This window comes from Streptomyces narbonensis, from assembly GCF_014649015.1.
GTDB lineage: Bacteria > Actinomycetota > Actinomycetes > Streptomycetales > Streptomycetaceae > Streptomyces > Streptomyces narbonensis.
The window spans coordinates 313,066-330,029 of sequence record NZ_BMSF01000004.1 but is presented as its reverse complement, the minus strand read 5'-3'; the positions used below and the strand labels follow the sequence as shown (position 1 = coordinate 330,029).

Genomic DNA, 16,964 nt, shown 5'->3' with positions numbered 1-16,964 from the left:
CGATGACCACCGCTCCGCTCGCCTCCGTGCTCTTCGTCTGCGTCCACAACGCGGGCCGCTCCCAGATGGCCGCCGGATTCCTCAACCACCTCGCCGGAGACCGGATCGAGGTCCGCTCCGCCGGCTCGATCCCGGGCGACCAGGTCAACCCGGCCGCGGTCGAGGCGATGCGGGAGGTCGGCGTCGACATCTCCGACCAGAAGCCGAAGGTCCTCACGACCGAGGCCGTGCAGGCGTCGGACTACGTCATCACCATGGGCTGCGGCGACGCGTGCCCGATCTTCCCGGGCAAGAAGTACCTCGACTGGGCCCTGGAGGACCCGGCCGGCCAGGGTGTCGAGGCCGTCCGCCCGATCCGCGACGAGATCAAGGTTCTGATCGAGGGCCTCATCGCCGAGATCGACGCGAAGCAGGAGGCGTGACCTCAGTGACCGACCCGACCGCGACCACCGGTGACGACGTCCGGGAGGTCATCGTCATAGGCTCCGGCCCCGCCGGATACACCGCCGCCCTCTACACGGCACGCGCCCAGCTCAGGCCCCTGCTCTTCGGCAGCTCGATCTTCGTCGGCGGTTCCCTCACCACCACGACCGAGGTCGAGAACTTCCCCGGCTTCCCCACCGGCATCGACGGCCCCGACCTCATGGACAACATGCGGGCCCAGGCCGAGCGCTTCGGTGCCGAGATGGTCGACGACGACGTCATCTCCGTCGACCTGACGGGAGACATCAAGGAAGTCACCGACTCCGAAGGCACCGTCCACCGTGCCAAGGCCGTGATCATCGCGACCGGCTCCGGCTACCGCAAGCTCGGCCTCCCGAATGAGGACGAGCTCTCGGGCCGCGGCGTCTCCTGGTGCGCCACCTGCGACGGCTTCTTCTTCCGCGACCGCGACATCGTCGTGGTCGGCGGCGGCGACACCGCCATGGAGGAAGCCACCTTCCTCACCCGCTTCGCCCGCTCCGTGACCGTGGTGCACCGCCGCTCGACCCTGCGCGCCTCGAAGGCCATGCAGAACCGCGCCTTCGCCGACGACAAGATCTCCTTCGCCTTCGACAGCGAGATCGCCGAGATCAAGGCTGACAACGGCATGCTCGCCGGCGTCACCCTGCGCGACACCTTTACCGGCAAGACCCGCGACCTAGCGGTCACCGGCCTGTTCATCGCCATCGGCCACGACCCGCGCACCGAGCTCTTCACCGACCAGGTCGACCTGGACGACGAGGGCTACATCAAGGTCGAGGCGCCCTCCACCCGTACGAACCTCCCCGGCGTCTTCGCAGCCGGCGACGTCGTCGACCACACATACCGCCAGGCCATCACCGCCGCCGCCAGTGGCTGCCAGGCCGCTCTGGACACGGAGCGTTTTCTTGCCGCCCTCGCAGACAGCGCCAAGACCCCGGAAAGCGTCCCGGCCACGGTCTGAGCCAGCCGCAGAGACCGGCTCCGGCGGTGCCCTCGCCAGCGGTCTCTCTCATGAACCCCAGATCCTGTCCGTCGCGTTGGCGGACCTGACGGGCAGGATCTGGCCCCACCAACCCGCTTCCCGGCGGCAACGACGCCAAGCGGGCACAGCGATGCGGATCGTGAACGCGTCGACGTAGACGCTTCCCGCCTCAATGCGTGAGCGATGCGTGAGCGGACGTACCGGCACAGTCGGTTCCCGTCCGGATCGCGCGGCACCGCACAGGCCCTCTGACCTGGCGGTGCCGGACGGTTCAACACCGCCCGGCACCACCCACCCGACTCCGTCCAGGACTTGTAAAGCGGGGGTCGTCGGTTCGAACCCGACAGGGGGCTCTAGGCAGAGGGTCGGCGTCGGGTGTGTTTCCCGGCGTCGGCCCTTTCGCGTGATCATGGTCGTGCCGCCTGCGTGCCGGAAGGCTCTGCCTCGCGGGCTGGGCGCTGCTCGGGCGGATCGGGTGGTGCCCGTCGCAAGGGGTGGTGCGCGGTCGGCGCTGGCAGGTCTCTCCTGGCCATCGACGAAGCCCGACCGTCGGTTAGGTCCCGGACGAGTCTCCGGGCCGCCCCCGGACAGGTCGGGGATGCAACCATTCCCTTCAGGGCTGGAACCCCCGGAAGCCGACCGCGCGTTGCCGACCATAGAGGCCGGCACTGACAACGGCCCCGCGTGTGAGCGCCCGTTGATTCCTGGGCGCCGCCCTGCCTCGCTGATCTCCTGGGCTACGCTCCGCGCCATGAAGTTGAGGAGAGTGGCCGTGCCGGTTCTCGTCGGCGCGGGCGGGATGGCCGTCCTCGCGGCAACGGGGGTGTGGGCGCTGTCGGGTGGGCTCTACGGCTGTACCCGAGCCGACCAGGAACTCGCGCCGACCCTGGCGTCCCTGTCCATCCTCGACGCGCACCCGAAACGGACACAGACGCAGGACGATCGCTACTCCGGATGCGACGAGGATGACGGCTTCGCCTACGCCGGGCAGTACTACCAGTACTCGACATCCCGGGCCGACGTGCTGTCCTTCTACCGCCAGGTCGCCGCGGAAGACGGCTGGCGACTCGCGAGCGCCGATCCTTCGCCGGCCCCGGCGCCCGACAGCCTCGCGGTCGACACCTCATCGCTCTGTTTCGTGAAGCCCGTCGCGGGCACCACCGCCCACCTCTCTGTGTGGTTCCCCAGCGATCTCGGCGACAGCGACGGAAACTACGGCCTGGACATCACGGCCAGCCATGACGGATTCGCCTGGTGCTGACCCGCTGTCGCCACCCCGCTGTCCTGTGGCCTCCATGTCATGCGGGGGTCTTCGGCGTCACCCCGCGATCCGGGCGGCAGCATGCTGCCATGGCGTCGGCTGCGCCACGTCGTCGTGCTCATGGGCGTCCTCCCGGTACCACCCTGTTCCGGTGAGCCAGGTTTCGAGCCATCCGGCCAGGCTCTCGGCGTCGACGAACCAAGCGGTGGCGCCGTCCTCGTCGATGGCGTTCGGCTCGAAGAGGAGCACCGTGGCGGTTTCGCTGAGGCAGTCGACCGCGGCGTACATCGCGCAGCCCCAGTCGAGGATCGGCAGGACGCCTGCCGGCCAGCACGGTGTCTTGTCCCTGGCCGAGGCGGAGCGTTCGGACTGGTACTCGCTCAGCGCCGTGCGTCCCGGTCCGACCAGCGGAAGAAGCTGGTAGTCGGGGCCGTAGCCGCCGTTGGCCACCTCCCGGTACAGGCTCGCCAGCAAGGGCGGGAGCGGGAAGCCGAGGGCTGCCTCTGCCGAAGCCACCTCTTCGGCGCTCGCGGTGGGAGGCAGCGTCGTTGTGGTGGCCCTGGCCTTCGCCGCCACGCGGTGAACGAGATCTTCGATGGCTGTCACGTTCGTGATCCTGTCAGGTGCCTACGACAGGGAGAGCCGTCCGGCAGTTCGAGCCCGACGACATTGCCCGCGGGCGCCCACTCGGGACCGGCGGCGTCGTACGACCCGCCGCGACCTGGCCGCGTTGGCGCGCAAATGGTCTCGGGCGGTGCGGCGTTCGGTGGTCCTGGGGTGCTTTCGTCCGGGACACTTGGGGGTTACGGGGGCGTACAGGTGGCGTGGGGTGTTTCGGGGAGGGGTGCGCGGATGGGTCGGCGTTCCGGTGGGCTGATCGGGATCTGGGCCGAGCAGCAGCGGATTGCGCAGCGGCAGCGGGAGGGGCAGCAGCAGGCGGTGCTGCGGCAGCAGCGGGACGCCGAAGGGGTGCAGCGGGCGTACGAGCGGGACGTCGCCCGGGTGCAGAAGGAGCAGAAGGCCGCCTATCGGAGGCATCGGGACGACGACGCCCTGCGGCGGACCCGTGAGCTGGACGCGCGGGTCGCCGTCCTCGAAGGGCTGCTCGCCGAGGGGTGCCGGGCGCGGGCTTTCAGCGTCGACACGCTGCGGCAGGCCGAGGAGGTGGAGCCGTTCGCGCCGGGGCCGTTGGGGGTTCCCGTGGCGATGCCGGACCAGCGGTACTACCAGGAGCGCGGCGGGCGGGCCCGGTTCGAGCGGGACTGGTACGCGGCGCAGGCCGCCGATGCCCGGCGTCTTGAACAACTGGCCGCCTACCGGCGGGAGTACGACCTGTGGGCGGCGGGTCGGCTCGCCGAGATCCGGCGGCACAACGACGGGCTCGGCGGGGCCGCCGACGCGTTGCGGGCGGGGGAGCCGGACACGGTCGTCGAGTACTTCTCGGCCGTGCTCTTCGCTTCGACCGCTTGGCCGGAGGGCTTTCCGCGGGAGGTGGCCGCCGCGTACGACCGTGCCGGGCGGACGTTCGTCCTGGACTGGGACCTGCCCGGGTACGAGGTCGTGCCCGCCGCCAAGGGCATCAAGTACCTGCCGAGCACGGACCAGGACAAGGAGGTCCCGCGGCCGGTGACCCAGCGGCGGGCCCTCTACCGTGACGTCCTCGCCCAGAGCGTCCTGCTCGCCGTGCGCGAGCTGTTCGCGGCGGACCGTGCCGGGGCCTTGGAGAGCGTCGCGCTCAACGGGTACGTGGGCGGGGTCGATCCTGCGACCGGCCTCGCCGGGAGGGTGTGTGTCGCCTCCGTCGTCGTCGGACGGCGGGACTTCGACCGGCTGAACCTGGAGTTGGTCGGGGCCGTCGAGTGCCTGACCGGAGCCCTGGCCGGCCGGCTTTCGGCGAAGCCCGAGGAACGGATCTCCGTGGCGCCGCTCCGGACGCCCGACCAGGTGGGTTCCGAGGTGGTGGTGCAGGGGGACGGCGAGGAGCCCGATCTGCTCGCCATGGACCCCATCGCCTTCGAAGGCCTGGTCGCCGAACTCTTCCGCGCCCGGGGGCTCCAGGCCGTCACCACGCGCCGCTCGAACGACGGCGGCGTGGACGTCGAAGCGCTGGATTCGGACCCGATCAGCGGAGGGTCGATCGTCGTACAGGTGAAGCGGTACCGGAACACCGTGCCGCCCACCGCCGTCCGCGACCTCTACGGGACCGTCCAGGACGCCGGGGCCAACAAGGGCGTGCTCGTCACGACCTCGAAGTTCGGGCCCGGCTCCTACACCTTCGCCAACGGCAAGCCGCTGACCTTGATCTCGGGGACCGAGCTCGTCGACCTCCTCCACCAGCACGGCCTGCGGGGGCGACTGGGGCCGGGTACGGCGCCGGCGCCCGTCCCCGTCGAACCGGCCGCCGCGGCCGCGCCGGCCGAGGCCGCCGAGGACTTCAACCTGCTCGGCATGGTGTGGTCCGGGTCGGTCGCCCTGGACGTGTGCGCGCTGGTGTGCTCGGGCAGCCGGGTCCTCGGCGACGAGTGGTTCGTCTTCTTCAACAACCACTCCACACCGGACGGTTCGGTCGTCATGGTGGCGTCCACCTCCGGGGACCGCGCCGCCGTCCGCGTCGGCTTCGACGCCCTGCCGGCCCGGGCCGATCGGCTCGTGCTCGTGGCGGCGGTGGACCCCGAGGTGAACCCGGACGCGGACCTGCGCGGGTTCAGCGACGCGGGCATCCGGCTGCGGGACGACGCCGGGACCGAGCTCGACCGCCTTGAGGTGTCCGACGGGCGGCCCGGCGAGACCGCGCTCGTCCTCGGGTCGTTCCGGCGGCGCGCCGGCGGCAACTGGGACTTCGTTCTCGGGGGGAAGGGGTACCGGGGCGGTCTCGAGGAGCTGGTGGGGGACTTCGGCATTCAGGTGGACTGACCGGAAGGCCGACCTCGCGCGTCACCTCGGTGCCGGGGGCCGTCAGGAAGGGATGGAGGTGAGCTGCCATGCCACCATGCCCGTGGCTCCCGGTGTCGCCTCGACGTCGATCGGCAGGTGTGCCGGGGCGTTCTCGACGTTCCGGGTCGCGCGTACTCCGTCGCACGGCACCGGCTCGGGGTCCCCGTCCGCGACGGCGACCTTGACGGTGCCCTTGCCGACACAGGCCACGGAGAGCTTGTAGGCCTTGCCCTTCTTGACGGGGGAGAGGTTGTGTACGCCGTCCTGGACCCGCTCCAGTCCCGATTCCACGAAGTCCGGTTCCAGCTCGCCCAGTGAGCGCTGCCCCAGTGCGGCCTTGGCGCGCTTGCCCTGGGCTTCCTCGGACTCTCCCTGAGGTGACGGTGTCGTGGTCGTCGGTGGCGGGGTGGCCGACGGCTTCGGGTCCGCACTGGTGGTGCAGCCGGTTACCGCGAGGCATATCAGGATCAGGGCGGCGGTCCGTGGCCTGTGGTGCTTCGGCACGTGTTTTTCTCCCCCGTGGTCAGTGGGTGGTTCCACGGGGGAACGTAACCGGGCGCGCGGGGCAACGGTGGTCATCTGAGGAGGAATTGAGGAACAGGGAGAAGGACTGCCGGGCGGGTGGGGCGTGTTCCCGCCCGCCCGGCGGTCGTCGCGTCAGTGCCGGCCCGCCACCTTGTCCGCCAGCGTCGCCACCCGGTCCGTCTCCGCGCTGTGGCCGGTGAGTTCGCGGCGGTCCGCGCCGCGGAAGGCCGCGTACATCGTCTGGACCGCGAGCCAGCGCAGCGGTTCCGGTTCCCACTTGCGGACCTTGTGGTTCACCCAGGGCAGCGCCGTGAGGTCCGTGGGGCCCGACTGGCCCGAGTCCTGCTGGATCAGGTCGCGGAGGGTGCGGGCCGCCAGGTTGGCCGTGGCGACGCCCGAGCCGACGTAGCCGCCCGCCCAGCCGAGGCCCGTGGAGCGGTCGAGGGTCACCGTCGCGCACCAGTCGCGGGGGACGCCCAGGACGCCGGACCAGGCGTGGTCCACCCGTACCCCCGCCAGCTGCGGGAAGAAGCGGACCAGGATCTCGCGGAGCGCCTCGATCGTCTGCGGCTGGGTGCGGCCGTCGTTGTCGGTCTTCGAGCCGTAGCGGTACGGGACTCCCCGGCCGCCCAGCGCGATCCGGCCGTCCGCCGTGCGCTGCGCGTACATGTAGGCGTGCGCCATGTCGCCGAGGGTCTCGCGGCCCGCCCAGCCGATGGACTCCCACTGGGCGTCGCTAAGCGGTTCGGTGGCGATCATCGAGGAGTTCATCGGCAGCCAGGTGCGGCGCTGGCCGGCGAGGGAGGCCGTGAAGCCCTCGGTGCAGCGCAGGACGTACGGGGCGCGGACCGTGCCGTACGGGGTGATCGCGTGCTTCGGCCTGATCTCCGTGACCGGGGTCGACTCGTGGATCGTGACGCCGAGGGCCTCGACGGCCGCCGCGAGGCCCTTGACCAGCTTCATCGGGTGCAGGCGCGCGCCGTGCGGCGTCCAGGACGAGCCGACGGCGCCGGTGACGCGGATGCGGTCGGCCGTCTCGCGGGCGCCGTAGAGCTCGCGGTCGGTCTCGCCGAAGGCCGCCTCGGTCGCGTGGAAGTCCTTCAGACGGGACAGCTGCGCGGGGGAGAGGGCCACTTCGAGGACGCCTCCGCGGTGCTGGTCCGCCTCGATCTTCTCCGTCTCGCAGACGTCGAGGACCTCCTCGACGGTGGCGTTCATCGCCTGCTGGAGGCGGACGGCGGCCTCGTGGCCGTGGAGCTTGGCGTAGCGGGCGCGCCCGGCGATGCCGTTGTAGAGCCAGCCGCCGTTGCGCCCGGAGGCGCCGTAGCCGCAGAACTTCGCCTCGAGGACGGTGATGTTGAGGAAGGGGACGGCCTTCTTGAGGTAGTAGGCGGTCCACAGGCCGGTGTAGCCGCCGCCGACGATGCAGACGTCGGCCGTCGTGTCGCCGGGGAGCGGCTCGCGGGGCGCGGGGGCGCCCTCCTGCCCGTACCAGAACGAGATGCCGCCGTTGACCGTACTCATGTGTATCCCTCTTCCGCGTGCGTGGGCGGGACGTTACCGGGGCCTTGGGCCTGTGGATACGGGTCTTTCGGCGAGGGATTCCCGACACCCCCTAGGCTCGGGTACGTGATCCACGTACCCGAGGAACTCGCGCTGTCCCAGGCCAAGTACAACGGAGAGGCGGGGCGGGCGTTCATCGCCGGGCTGCCCGCGCGGGCCGAGGAGTTCCTCGGCAGATGGGGGCTGAAGGTCACCGGGCCCTCGATGTACGGCGTGGCCTCGCTCGTGCTGCCCGTCGAGCGGGTCGCCGACGGCGCCCGCGCCGTGCTGAAGATGCAGATCCTCGACGACGAGACCGAGGGCGAGCCCGTCGGGCTGCGGGTGTGGGACGGGGCGGGTGCGGTCCGGCTGCTCGATCATGACGCCGGCACCGGGACCATGCTCCTGGAGTGGCTCGACGCCGCCCGGCCCCTGTCCTCGGTCGCCGACACCAGGGAGGCGCTGCGGATCGTGGCGGAGCTCCTCGCCCGGCTCGTGGCCCACCCGGCCCCCGCCGGGCTGCGGACGCTCGGCGACATCGCCGCCGGGATGCTCCGCGACGTACCGGAGGCGGCAGCCCGGCTCGGTGCCGCCGACGCGGCGGTCCTGCGGGACTGCGCGGCGGCCGTACGGGACGTGGCGGGCGAGCCGGGGGACCGGCTCCTCCACTGGGACCTCCACCTGGACAACGTCCTCGCGGCCGAGCGCGAGCCCTGGCTCTCCATCGACCCGAAGCCGCTCGCCGGAGATCCGGGGTTCGATCTGCTGCCCGCTCTGACGGACCGCTTCGATCCCGATCCCGACGAGCTGCTGTGGCGGTTCGACCTGCTGGCCGAGGTCGTCGGCGACCGGCGACGGGCCGCGGCGTGGACCCTCGGCCGCGTCCTGCAGAACGGTCTCTGGGACGTCGAGGACGGCGAGCCCGGCCTGGACGAGGAGCAGGTCGCGCTCGCGCGAATCCTGCTGGCCGGAAGGGCGTGATCCGGGGCAGGCTGGCCCCATGATCCGTACCGCCACGCCCGCAGACGTCCCTGCCATCTTCGCCATGATCCGCGACCTCGCGGAGTACGAGAAGTCCCTCCACGAGGTCCGCGCGACCCCGGAGCAGCTCCGGGAAGCCCTCTTCGGCGACCACCCCGCCGCCTTCGCCCACATCGCCGAGACGGAGTCCGGCGAGGCCGTCGGCTTCTCGATCTGGTTCCTCAACTTCTCGACCTGGCGCGGGGTCCACGGCATCTACCTGGAGGACCTGTACGTCCGCCCGGAGGTCCGCGGCGGCGGTCACGGCAAGGCCCTGCTGGCCGAGCTGGCCCGGATCTGCGTGGACCGCGGCTACGAGCGGCTGGAGTGGTCCGTCCTCAACTGGAACAAGCCGTCGATCGACTTCTACGAGTCCCTGGGCGCCCGCCCGCAGGACGAGTGGACGGTCTACCGCCTCACGGACGGGGCGTTGGCGGAGCTGGGCGGGGCGGGAGCGCCGTAGGGAGCGCCGCGGGACGTGCTGTAGGAAGGGGGGCATGAACGACATCGAGCAGCGGTTCCAGGCGATCACCGACTTCATCGAGGCGCGGTTGACGCCCCTCTTCGACCCCGCGAACGGGAAGGACCACGGCTTCGGGATGGACGACACGTCCCGCGCGCTGCGCGCCCTGCGCTACACCGTGCAGGCCGCCTCGGCCGTCAAGGGCCTCGTGGAGAAGCGGGAGTCGGCGCCGGAGCTGCGGCCCGTGGTCGACCAGGCCCTCGAACACAACTGGGACGTGCTGCGCTCCGCCGCCCGGATGTGGGAGGACCACGCCGACTTCCAGAAGGAGTTCAAGGCGCACTCCTGGGACGTCATCGGGGTCTGAGGCCTCTGCGGGGCGGGACGCCGCCTGTCAGGGGTCAGGGCCCGGGGTGGGATGCCCGCAACGGGATCAGGGCCCGGGCCCGACACCCCGGGCGGGACGCGCGCTACGGGATCAGCACCCCGGGGCGGGACCCCCGCTACGGGATCAGCACCCCGGGGCGGGACCCCCGCTACGGGATCAGGACCACCTTGCCCGTCGTGCCCCTCGTCTCCAGGGCGCGGTGGGCCTCCGCCGCCTTCGCCAGCGGGAAGCGGTGGACCGCCGGGCGGAGCGTGCCGTCGGTCGCGGCGGCGAGCGCGGCGAGTTCGAGGTTGCGTACGTCGCCGCCCGCCTTCTGGATCATGACGGGGCCGAGGACGGACTCCGAGGTGATGCCGCGCTCCGCGAGCTCCTCCGGTGTGAACGTCAGCGGCTCGCCGTCGTGCAGGCCCGCGCCGGACCAGCCGAAGACGACGTGCTGCCCGCCCTCGCCGAGCAGGCCGACGGCGGCGCGGCCGGTGTCGCCGCCGACCGAGTCGAAGACGACGGTCGCGGAGCGCCCGAGCTCGTCGAGGTGCGCGCGGACCTTCTCCGGCCAGTCCGGCTCCTTGTAGTCGACGGCGAGATCGGCGCCGTTCGCCTCGACGAGCGAGACCTTCGCGGGGCCGCCGGCGAGGCCGATGACGGTGGCGCCGGCGTTCTTCGCGTACTGGACGAGCAGGGTGCCGATGCCGCCCGCGGCGGCCGGGACGATCGCGACCGAGTCGGGGCCGAGGTCGGTGAACTGGAGGATGCCCAGCGTCGTGCGGCCGGTGCCGATCATGGCGACGGCCTCCGCCTCGCCGAGGTGCTCGGGGAGGGCGTGCAGGCGGGCCGCGTCGGTGACGGCGAGCTCCGCGTATCCTCCGGGGGCCATGCCGAGGTGGGCGACGACCCGCTTGCCGAGCCAGGACGGGTCGGTGCCCTCGCCGAGCGCGTCGACGGTGCCGGCGACCTCGCGCCCGGGGATCGTGGGGAGCTCGGCGGGGGCGGGGAAGGGGCCGGTGTGGCCGAGCCGCAGCGCGGTGTCGAGGAGGTGCACGCCGGCGGCCGCGACGCGGATACGGACCTGGCCGGGGGCCGGTACGGGGTCGGCCGTCTCCTCGTGGGTGAGGTTCTCGGCGGGGCCGAAGGCGTGGAGGCGGATGGCGTGCATGACGGTTCCCCTGTCGTCTTCGCTGACACTTCAGCGCGATCTCTCGGTGACAGTTCCCGAGCCTTCGCCCTCAAGTGCGCTTGAGGTCAAGCAGTTCCGTGCGGACGGCCAGCGACACCGCCTCGATCGCGCTCGTGAACGACACCTCCGACAGCACACCGGGCGCCGCCACCTGGTCGCCCACCAGGTACACGCCGTCGCCCCGGTCGACCGCGGGCCGGTCGCGCCAGGTGGTGCCCGGCCGGTCCACCGCTCCCGTACGGCCCTGGGACACGGCCTCCCGGCGCCACACCTCCCGCTCGCGCCAGCCGGGGAAGGCGCGGTCGAGGAGCCGCTCGCCGTGGGCGACGCCTTCGGCCTTGGACCCGTCGGGGCCGATGGGCAGCTGGGCCTGGACGAGCTGCTGCCCGGCAGGGGCGAGCGAGGGGTCCTGCGCCGTGAACCGTTCGACCCAGCCGGGCGCGTCCAGGTCCGAGACGACGAACGGGTCGCCCTTCCGGGTCCGCAGCGCCAGGTCGAGCAGGACCGTGCGGCCGCTGTCCCAGGTCAGCGACGGGTCGCCGAGGAGCCGGGCGGCGGCGGGCAGGGCGGTGGCGACGACGACGGGCCCCTCGCCGAGCGGCAGGCTGTCGACGCGGGACGAGGTCTCGATCCGTACGCCCATCTCCCAGGCGCGCGCGACCATCCGCTCGATCAGCAGGCCCCAGCCGCCCCGGATGTAGTGGGCCTCGGGCGGCAGGGAGCCGGCCCGGTGCAGACGCTCCTGGACGAAGCGGGCGGAGAGCGAGCCCGGGTCGTGGTGGAAGAGGGCGACCGCGCTGTAGGCGGCGGCGTCGTGCGCGGTCCGCTCGCCCGCGAGGCCGGTGACCCAGGTGCGGAAGTCCAGGTCGACGGGGGCCTCGCCGGCGCCGCGGAGGGTCTGGCGCAGCAGGCCGAGCGGCGGGGTGCGGCGCAGGGCGTCGTCGCGGTGGAAGCGGAGCCGGAGGGCTTCGGTGGGCGGGAGCGGGGCGAGCGGGCCGAGGAGGCCGCGCTGCTTCAGCCAGGTCCAGTGGGGGCCGCCGGCGTAGAGGGCGTGCGGGCCTTCGTTGGTGCGGTACGGGCCTTCGGCGGTGCGGGCCCGGCCGCCGGGCGTGCGGTGGGCCTCGTGCAGGGTCACCTTGGCGCCGGCCTCGGCGGCGGTGATCGCCGCGGTGAGCCCGGCGAAGCCGCCGCCGATGATGGTGAGCTTGCGCATGTCCGTCTCGTCTCCCTCGTGGGCGGTGCCGTGGTCGGTGCCGTGGTCGGTGCCGTGGTCGGGTCCCGTGGTCGGGTCCCGTGGTCGGGTCCCGTGGCCGGGTCCCGTGGCCGGGTCCCGTGGCCGGGCCCCGTCCTCGGTCCCCGTCTTCGGTCCCCGTCCTCGGTACTCGTCTCCGGTCACCGTTTCCGGTCTCGTGTGGGGGACGGGTGGCGGGCGCGCGTTCGTGACATCGGGGGCGTTGTCAGTGGCGTACATCACCATGGGGTCATGGCGACGGTACGGAAGAAGAAGGTGGCGGGGGCGCGGCGGCCGGAGGTGAGGCTGCCTCCTCTGGTGGCGTACGAGGGCGGGATCGAGGCGGACGGGGACTACGACGGGCTCGAACTGGCCGGGCTCGACCTGACCGGCCAGTCGGGGGCGGGGGCCCGGTTCCTGGACTGCGCGCTGCGCGAGTGCGGGCTCGACGAGGCGCGGCTCACGGGGGCGCGGTTCCTCGACTCGGTGCTGACGGGCGTACGGGGAGTGGGCACCGACCTCTCGGGGGCGCAGCTGCGGGACGTGGAGGTCGTGGAGGCGCGGCTCGGCGGGGCGCAGCTGCACGGGTCGGTGCTGGAGAGAGTCGTGGTGCGGGGCGGGAAGAGCGACTACCTGAACCTGCGGGCGGCGAAGCTGAAGGACGTCGTCTTCGAGGGCTGTGTGCTGAGCGAGCCGGACTTCGGGGGCGCGGTCCTGGAGCGGGTCGAGTTCGTGGACTGCGTGCTGACCGGGGTGGACTTCTCCGGGGCGCGGCTGACGGACGTGGACCTGCGCGGGGTGCAGCGGCTGGAGATCGCGCGCGGGGTGGAGTCGCTGGCCGGGGCCGTCATCTCGACGGCCCAGCTCTTCGACCTGGCGCCGGTGCTCGCGGCGCGTCTGGGGGTGCGGGTGGAGGGGTGATCCGGCGTGCCGGTGTCAGGCCATGCGGGGGAAGCGGGCCTGGAGGGACCAGATGGCTGGGTTGTCGGCGAGGCCCTCGTGCATGTCGGTGAGGTCGGCGATCAGGTCGTGCAGGAAGTCGCGGGCCTCGCGGCGCAGTTCGGCGTGGTTGAAGGTGACGGGCGGCTCGTCGCCCGGCATCCAGTCGGCCTCGACGTCGACCCAGCCGAAGCGGCGCTCGAAGAGCATCCGGTCCGAGGACTCGGTGAAGTCGAGCTCCGCGTACTGCGGCTGCGCGGCGCGGCTGCCGCGCGGGTCCTGGTCGAGCTGCTCGACGATGTCGCACAGGGCCCAGGCGAAGTCGAGGACCGGCACCCATCCCCAGGCTGTGGACACCTCGCGGTCCGCCTCGGTGTCGGCGAGGTAGACGTCCCCGCAGAAGAGGTCGTGGCGCAGGGAGTGGACGTCCGCGTGGCGGTAGTCGGTCTGCGGCGGGTCGGGGAAGCGACGCGAGAGGGAGTAGCCGATGTCGAGCACGGGACCGATGGTGTCACGGCGCCAGGCCCGCCTCGTACGCGAGGATCACCAGCTGCACCCGGTCGCGTGCGTCCAGCTTGGTGAAGAGGCGCTCCACGTGCGCCCTCGCGGTGGCCGCGGTGATGTGGAGCCGCTCCGCGATCTCGCCGTCGGACAGTCCACGGCCCACGAGGGTGAGCACCTCGCGCTCCCGCGCGGTGATCCGGGGGAGGGCGTGCGGCGGGAGGGGCGCCGGCTAGGGGGGTCGTCAAATTCCCGTCGTCGCCCGAAGGGCGGCCGCGGGGCAGACGGGAATTTGACGACACCCCCTAGGGACGGCCCGGTTCCGGGCGGGCCGCGAACTCCGTGCTGCTCCCGCTGCCCGGGCTCGTCGACGGGCGCAGCCGCTGGTCGGCGACGGTCCTGCACGCGCTGCCGCAGGGCGCGTGGAGGCGACTGACGGAGCGACGTGCCGATCCGGGCTCCGCTCAGCGGCGCCCGTGGACCGCCCGGGCCACTCGCGGGCCCAGCCAGCGCTTGAGGCGGCGCAGGGGTTCCAGCTGCTCGGCGGCCCGGTCGATCCGGTAGTACAGCTGCGGCGGGACGTGCGGGAGCAGCGGCGAGTGGCGCTGGCCGAGGAGGGCGAACATCTTGGCCGGCTCCAGGCGCATGTAGCGGGGGAGGTTCTCGTACCACTGGGCGCTGTAGCGGGCCGAGCTCTGGGCCGAGACCAGCTCGGCGCGGCGCCGCTTGCCGTACGTGGTGAGGGCCGCGTCGAGGCCGGCGGGGGTGCGTGTCGCCTCGGGGGCGCGCAGGGCGTCCGCGAGGGCGAGCGCGTCCTCCAGGGCGAGGGTGGTGCCCGCGCCGATCGAGTAGTGCGTGGTGTGGGCGGCGTCGCCGAGGAGGACCACGTTGCCCCGGTGCCAGACACGGTTGGTGAGCGTGCGGAAGGTGAGCCACTGGGCGGCGTCGTCGGACCGCTCCCGTCCGATCAGCTCGTGGCCGTCGAGGAGGTCGTGGAAGAGCTTCTCCAGGAGGCGCAGGCTGTCGGTCTCGCCGCTCGTGTCGAGGCCGAGGCCGGTCCAGGTCTCGGGGGAGCACTCGACGACGCAGGTGGAGCGCTCGCCGCTGAACCCATAGGCGTAGCACCAGATCCAGCCGTGCTCGGTCTCCTTGAAGGCGAAGCTGAAGGAGTCGAAGACCTTGGTGGTGCCGAGCCAGATGTACTGGTTGCGGCCGGCGGTGACCTCGCTGCCGAAGTGGCCGGGGTGCGCCTCGCGCAGCACGCTGTTGACGCCGTCGGCGGCGACGACCAGGTCCGCGCCGGCGAGTTCGGGCGCGTCAGGGCCGGTCACGTCGTGCTCGAAGTCGACCCGTACGCCGAGCTCCTCGGCCCGGTCGGCGAGGAGCGCGAGCATCCGCCGCCGCCCGATGCCGAAGCCGGCGTCGCCGCGGTGGACGGTCCGCTCGTCGCGGACGATCGCGACGCCGTCGTTCCAGGTAACGGAGGCCTCGGCGACGGCCGCGGCGGACTCGGGGTCGCCCGCGCGCAGCTTGTCGAGGAGCCCGGCCCAGTAGGTGACGCCCCAGCCGTACGTGGAGCCCTCGGGGTTCCGCTCGTACACGGTGATGTCGTGGGACGGGTCCTGCCGCTTCAGCAGGATCGAGAGGTAGAGGCCGGCGGGGCCGCCGCCGACGATGGCGAGCTTCACGTGCGCTCCCACGGAGACTGAGACCGCGGCATGACGGCGTGCGGTCGGACAGCCACGCACGGTAGCAGTCGTGGAGGCCCTACGGCAGCAGGCGGCGCTCCTTCGCGACGGCCACGGCGCCCGTGCGCGTGTCGACGCCGAGCTTCGCGTAGATCCGGCCCAGGTGCGTCTTCACCGTCGCCTCGCTGATGAACAGCGCCCGCGCGATCTCGCGGTTGCCGAGGCCGCGTCCGAGCTGGCCGAGGATGTCCCGCTCCCGGTCGGTGAGGCTCGGGCCCGCCGCGCCCCGCATCCGGTCCATGACCCGGCTCGCGACCGGCGGCGAGAGGGCGGTGCGGCCCTGCGCCGCGGAGTGGATGGCGGCGAAGAGCTCCTCGGGCCGCTCGGCCTTGAGGAGGTAGCCGGTGGCGCCGGCCTCGATGGCCCGGGTGATGTCGGCGTCGGTGTCGTACGTGGTGAGGACGAGGACGTGGACGCCGGTGGGCGCGATCTGCCGGGTCGCCTCGACGCCGTCGATGCCCGGGCCGAGCTGGAGGTCCATGAGGACGACGTCGGGCTTGAGCTTGGCGGCCATGGCGACGGCCTCCTCGCCGCTGCCGGCCTCGCCGACGACCTCGATGTCGGGGGTACTGCCGAGCAGGGCGAGCAGCCCGGCGCGGACGACGACGTGGTCGTCGCAGAGGAGGATCCGTACGGACATCACTGCTCCTGGGGCTGAGGGGTCAGGGGGATCGCGGCCGAGAGCACCGTGCCCTCGCCGGGGACGGACTCGACCGTCAGGGTGCCGCCGAGCTGCCGCGCCCGCACCCGCATCGCGGGCAGCCCGTGGCCCCGGTCGCCGCGCTCGCCCGGGTCGCGCGCGAGCGCCGGGTCGAAGCCCTGGCCGTCGTCGGCGATGTCCAGGACCACCTGGTCGTCGAGGTAGGTGAGGGTCAGGGCGGCGGAGTCGGCGCCCGCGTGCTCGCGGATGTTCGCGAGGGCGCCCTGCGCGATCCGCAGCAGCGCCGACTGCGTCCGGTCGGGCAGTGGCACCGCCGTCCCGTCCACGTGGAACTCCGCCGACTCGCGGGCGGCCAATCCGCGCAGGGCCTGTTCGAGACCGCCACCCTCGGCGAGGTCGGCGGGCGCGAGGTCGTGGACGAAGCGGCGGGCCTCGGCGAGGTTGCGCTCGGCGATGGACTCGGCGGTACGGACGTGGCGCCGGGCGGTCCCGGGGTCGCTGTCCCAGGTGCGGTCCGCGGCCTGGAGCAGCATCTGCTGGCTGGACAGGCCCTGCGCGAGGGTGTCGTGGATCTCCATGGAGAGCCGCTGGCGCTCGGCGAGGGTGCCCTCGCGGCGCTCGATGGCCGCCAGTTCGCGCCGGGTGCGGATCAGGTCGTGGATGAGCGCCCGCTGCCGTGCGGCCTGCCGGTCGGAGTAGACGAACACCCCGGTGGCGATGGCGGCGACGGCCGGCGGTGCGACGATCAGGTTCGGGTCCCAGCCGCCGTGCGCGAGCTGGACCTGCGCGAAGACGACGAAGGCGGTCAGCAGGACGACGAGGCCGAGCGCGGCGCGCGGCGGGAGGGTGCGCAGGCCCGTGTAGAAGAGCGGGACCGCGCACCAGGCGAAGCTCGGCGCGAGGACGACGAGGACGATCCAGACGGCGACGACCGTGCTCAGCCAGGCGATCCGGCGCGGGGCCACGCGGGTGCCGACGACGGGGCCGAGGAGGTAGAGGGAGGCGAGGGCGCCGGAGAGGGCGACGATCCAGGGGCTGCGGTCCTCCCAGGGGTGGCGCAGGAGAAAGCGGGCGAGGGAGGCGCCGAGGAGGAGGAAGAACGCGATGTGCATGACGCGCGCGAGCCAGGG

17 protein-coding genes, 1 tRNA gene and 1 pseudogene are annotated in these 16,964 nt (G+C 72.7%); 9 read left to right on the top strand and 10 right to left on the bottom strand.

Features of this window, described 5'->3' with window-relative positions; genetic code table 11:
* Positions 1–2: 2 nt before the first annotated feature.
* The 4 genes from IE124_RS10005 to IE124_RS09990 all read left to right on the top strand — a co-directional run bounded on the left by IE124_RS10005 (position 3) and on the right by IE124_RS09990 (position 2,708).
* Positions 3–422: an arsenate reductase ArsC gene (locus tag IE124_RS10005; RefSeq protein ID WP_189506970.1), complete on the top strand. Its 420-nt coding sequence runs from the start codon at positions 3–5 to the stop codon at positions 420–422.
* Between the two features lie 5 nt (positions 423–427).
* On the top strand, positions 428–1,426 hold the full coding sequence (gene trxB, locus IE124_RS10000) for a thioredoxin-disulfide reductase (protein WP_189507228.1): 999 nt from the start codon (positions 428–430) through the stop codon (positions 1,424–1,426).
* A 264-nt stretch (positions 1,427–1,690) separates the two neighbouring features.
* Positions 1,691–1,800, top strand: a tRNA-OTHER gene (locus IE124_RS09995).
* Positions 1,801–2,198: 398 nt separating this feature from the next.
* Entirely contained in the window at positions 2,199–2,708 is a 510-nt protein-coding gene (locus IE124_RS09990; RefSeq protein ID WP_189506968.1) for a hypothetical protein, read from the top strand.
* 57 nt (positions 2,709–2,765) lie between these two features.
* Here the strand turns inward: IE124_RS09990 and IE124_RS09985 are convergent, their stop codons facing one another.
* A complete protein-coding gene (locus IE124_RS09985; protein ID WP_189506966.1) occupies positions 2,766–3,314 on the bottom strand; it encodes an SMI1/KNR4 family protein in 549 nt (182 codons plus the stop codon).
* A gap of 246 nt (positions 3,315–3,560) precedes the next feature.
* On the opposite strand from IE124_RS09985, the gene IE124_RS09980 reads away from it, so the two are divergent.
* Positions 3,561–5,621, top strand: a complete 2,061-nt coding sequence (locus IE124_RS09980; protein ID WP_189506964.1) for a restriction endonuclease — start codon at positions 3,561–3,563, stop codon at positions 5,619–5,621.
* A 42-nt stretch (positions 5,622–5,663) separates the two neighbouring features.
* On the opposite strand, the gene IE124_RS09975 is transcribed toward IE124_RS09980, so the two are convergent.
* Positions 5,664–6,146 (bottom strand): DUF6023 family protein, encoded by a 483-nt coding sequence (locus IE124_RS09975; RefSeq protein ID WP_189506962.1) that lies wholly within the window; start codon positions 6,144–6,146, stop codon positions 5,664–5,666.
* A 153-nt stretch (positions 6,147–6,299) separates the two neighbouring features.
* Positions 6,300–7,691, bottom strand: a complete 1,392-nt coding sequence (locus IE124_RS09970) for an NAD(P)/FAD-dependent oxidoreductase (RefSeq protein WP_189506960.1) — start codon at positions 7,689–7,691, stop codon at positions 6,300–6,302.
* A 105-nt stretch (positions 7,692–7,796) separates the two neighbouring features.
* Here IE124_RS09970 and IE124_RS09965 point away from each other — a divergent pair, with 105 nt between their 5' ends.
* Genes IE124_RS09965 through IE124_RS09955 form a run of 3 tightly spaced genes read left to right on the top strand, consistent with a single transcriptional unit; the run spans position 7,797 to position 9,559 of the window.
* A complete protein-coding gene (locus IE124_RS09965) occupies positions 7,797–8,690 on the top strand; it encodes an aminoglycoside phosphotransferase family protein (protein WP_189506958.1) in 894 nt (297 codons plus the stop codon).
* A 19-nt stretch (positions 8,691–8,709) separates the two neighbouring features.
* Complete coding sequence (locus IE124_RS09960; RefSeq protein WP_189506956.1) at positions 8,710–9,192, top strand: GNAT family N-acetyltransferase; 483 nt, start codon at positions 8,710–8,712, stop codon at positions 9,190–9,192.
* A gap of 34 nt (positions 9,193–9,226) precedes the next feature.
* Positions 9,227–9,559, top strand: coding sequence for a hypothetical protein (locus tag IE124_RS09955; RefSeq protein WP_189506954.1), 333 nt, complete (start codon positions 9,227–9,229; stop codon positions 9,557–9,559).
* Positions 9,560–9,728: 169 nt separating this feature from the next.
* On the opposite strand, the gene IE124_RS09950 is transcribed toward IE124_RS09955, so the two are convergent.
* Together IE124_RS09950 and IE124_RS09945 are read right to left on the bottom strand one after the other, a co-directional pair.
* On the bottom strand, positions 9,729–10,733 hold the full coding sequence (locus IE124_RS09950; RefSeq protein ID WP_189506952.1) for a zinc-binding dehydrogenase: 1,005 nt from the start codon (positions 10,731–10,733) through the stop codon (positions 9,729–9,731).
* A 70-nt stretch (positions 10,734–10,803) separates the two neighbouring features.
* Positions 10,804–11,967, bottom strand: a complete 1,164-nt coding sequence (locus IE124_RS09945) for an NAD(P)-binding protein (protein ID WP_189507227.1) — start codon at positions 11,965–11,967, stop codon at positions 10,804–10,806.
* A gap of 270 nt (positions 11,968–12,237) precedes the next feature.
* On the opposite strand from IE124_RS09945, the gene IE124_RS09940 reads away from it, so the two are divergent.
* Positions 12,238–12,906 (top strand): pentapeptide repeat-containing protein, encoded by a 669-nt coding sequence (locus IE124_RS09940; RefSeq protein WP_189506950.1) that lies wholly within the window; start codon positions 12,238–12,240, stop codon positions 12,904–12,906.
* Positions 12,907–12,921: 15 nt separating this feature from the next.
* Here the strand turns inward: IE124_RS09940 and IE124_RS09935 are convergent, their stop codons facing one another.
* From IE124_RS09935 to IE124_RS09915, 5 genes and pseudogenes are all read right to left on the bottom strand, one after another.
* Positions 12,922–13,422 carry a hypothetical protein gene (locus IE124_RS09935; RefSeq protein WP_189506948.1) on the bottom strand — a complete coding sequence of 167 codons (501 nt, stop codon included), beginning with the start codon at positions 13,420–13,422 and terminating at the stop codon, positions 12,922–12,924.
* Positions 13,423–13,435: 13 nt separating this feature from the next.
* A pseudogene (locus IE124_RS09930) lies at positions 13,436–13,654 on the bottom strand (response regulator transcription factor); the annotation flags it as partial.
* Positions 13,655–13,889: 235 nt separating this feature from the next.
* Positions 13,890–15,113: an FAD-dependent monooxygenase gene (locus IE124_RS09925; protein ID WP_189506946.1), complete on the bottom strand. Its 1,224-nt coding sequence runs from the start codon at positions 15,111–15,113 to the stop codon at positions 13,890–13,892.
* Positions 15,114–15,192: 79 nt separating this feature from the next.
* Entirely contained in the window at positions 15,193–15,813 is a 621-nt protein-coding gene (locus tag IE124_RS09920; RefSeq protein ID WP_189506943.1) for a response regulator, read from the bottom strand.
* Positions 15,813–16,946, bottom strand: coding sequence for a sensor histidine kinase (locus IE124_RS09915; protein ID WP_229832346.1), 1,134 nt, complete (start codon positions 16,944–16,946; stop codon positions 15,813–15,815). The genes IE124_RS09920 and IE124_RS09915 overlap by 1 nt, the downstream gene beginning before the upstream one ends.
* Between the last annotated feature and the right edge of the window lie 18 nt (positions 16,947–16,964).

Coding starts and splice junctions, on each gene's coding strand:
- IE124_RS09940 (WP_189506950.1), top strand. CDS start 12,238: ATGGCGACGGTACGGAAGAAGAAGGTGGCGGGGGCGCGGCGGCCGGAG.
- IE124_RS09980 (WP_189506964.1), top strand. CDS start 3,561: ATGGGTCGGCGTTCCGGTGGGCTGATCGGGATCTGGGCCGAGCAGCAG.
- IE124_RS09960 (WP_189506956.1), top strand. CDS start 8,710: ATGATCCGTACCGCCACGCCCGCAGACGTCCCTGCCATCTTCGCCATG.
- IE124_RS09955 (WP_189506954.1), top strand. CDS start 9,227: ATGAACGACATCGAGCAGCGGTTCCAGGCGATCACCGACTTCATCGAG.
- IE124_RS09920 (WP_189506943.1), bottom strand. CDS start 15,813: ATGTCCGTACGGATCCTCCTCTGCGACGACCACGTCGTCGTCCGCGCC.
- IE124_RS09990 (WP_189506968.1), top strand. CDS start 2,199: ATGAAGTTGAGGAGAGTGGCCGTGCCGGTTCTCGTCGGCGCGGGCGGG.
- IE124_RS09950 (WP_189506952.1), bottom strand. CDS start 10,733: ATGCACGCCATCCGCCTCCACGCCTTCGGCCCCGCCGAGAACCTCACC.
- IE124_RS09915 (WP_229832346.1), bottom strand. CDS start 16,946: ATGCACATCGCGTTCTTCCTCCTCCTCGGCGCCTCCCTCGCCCGCTTT.
- IE124_RS09945 (WP_189507227.1), bottom strand. CDS start 11,967: ATGCGCAAGCTCACCATCATCGGCGGCGGCTTCGCCGGGCTCACCGCG.
- IE124_RS10005 (WP_189506970.1), top strand. CDS start 3: ATGACCACCGCTCCGCTCGCCTCCGTGCTCTTCGTCTGCGTCCACAAC.
- IE124_RS09970 (WP_189506960.1), bottom strand. CDS start 7,691: ATGAGTACGGTCAACGGCGGCATCTCGTTCTGGTACGGGCAGGAGGGC.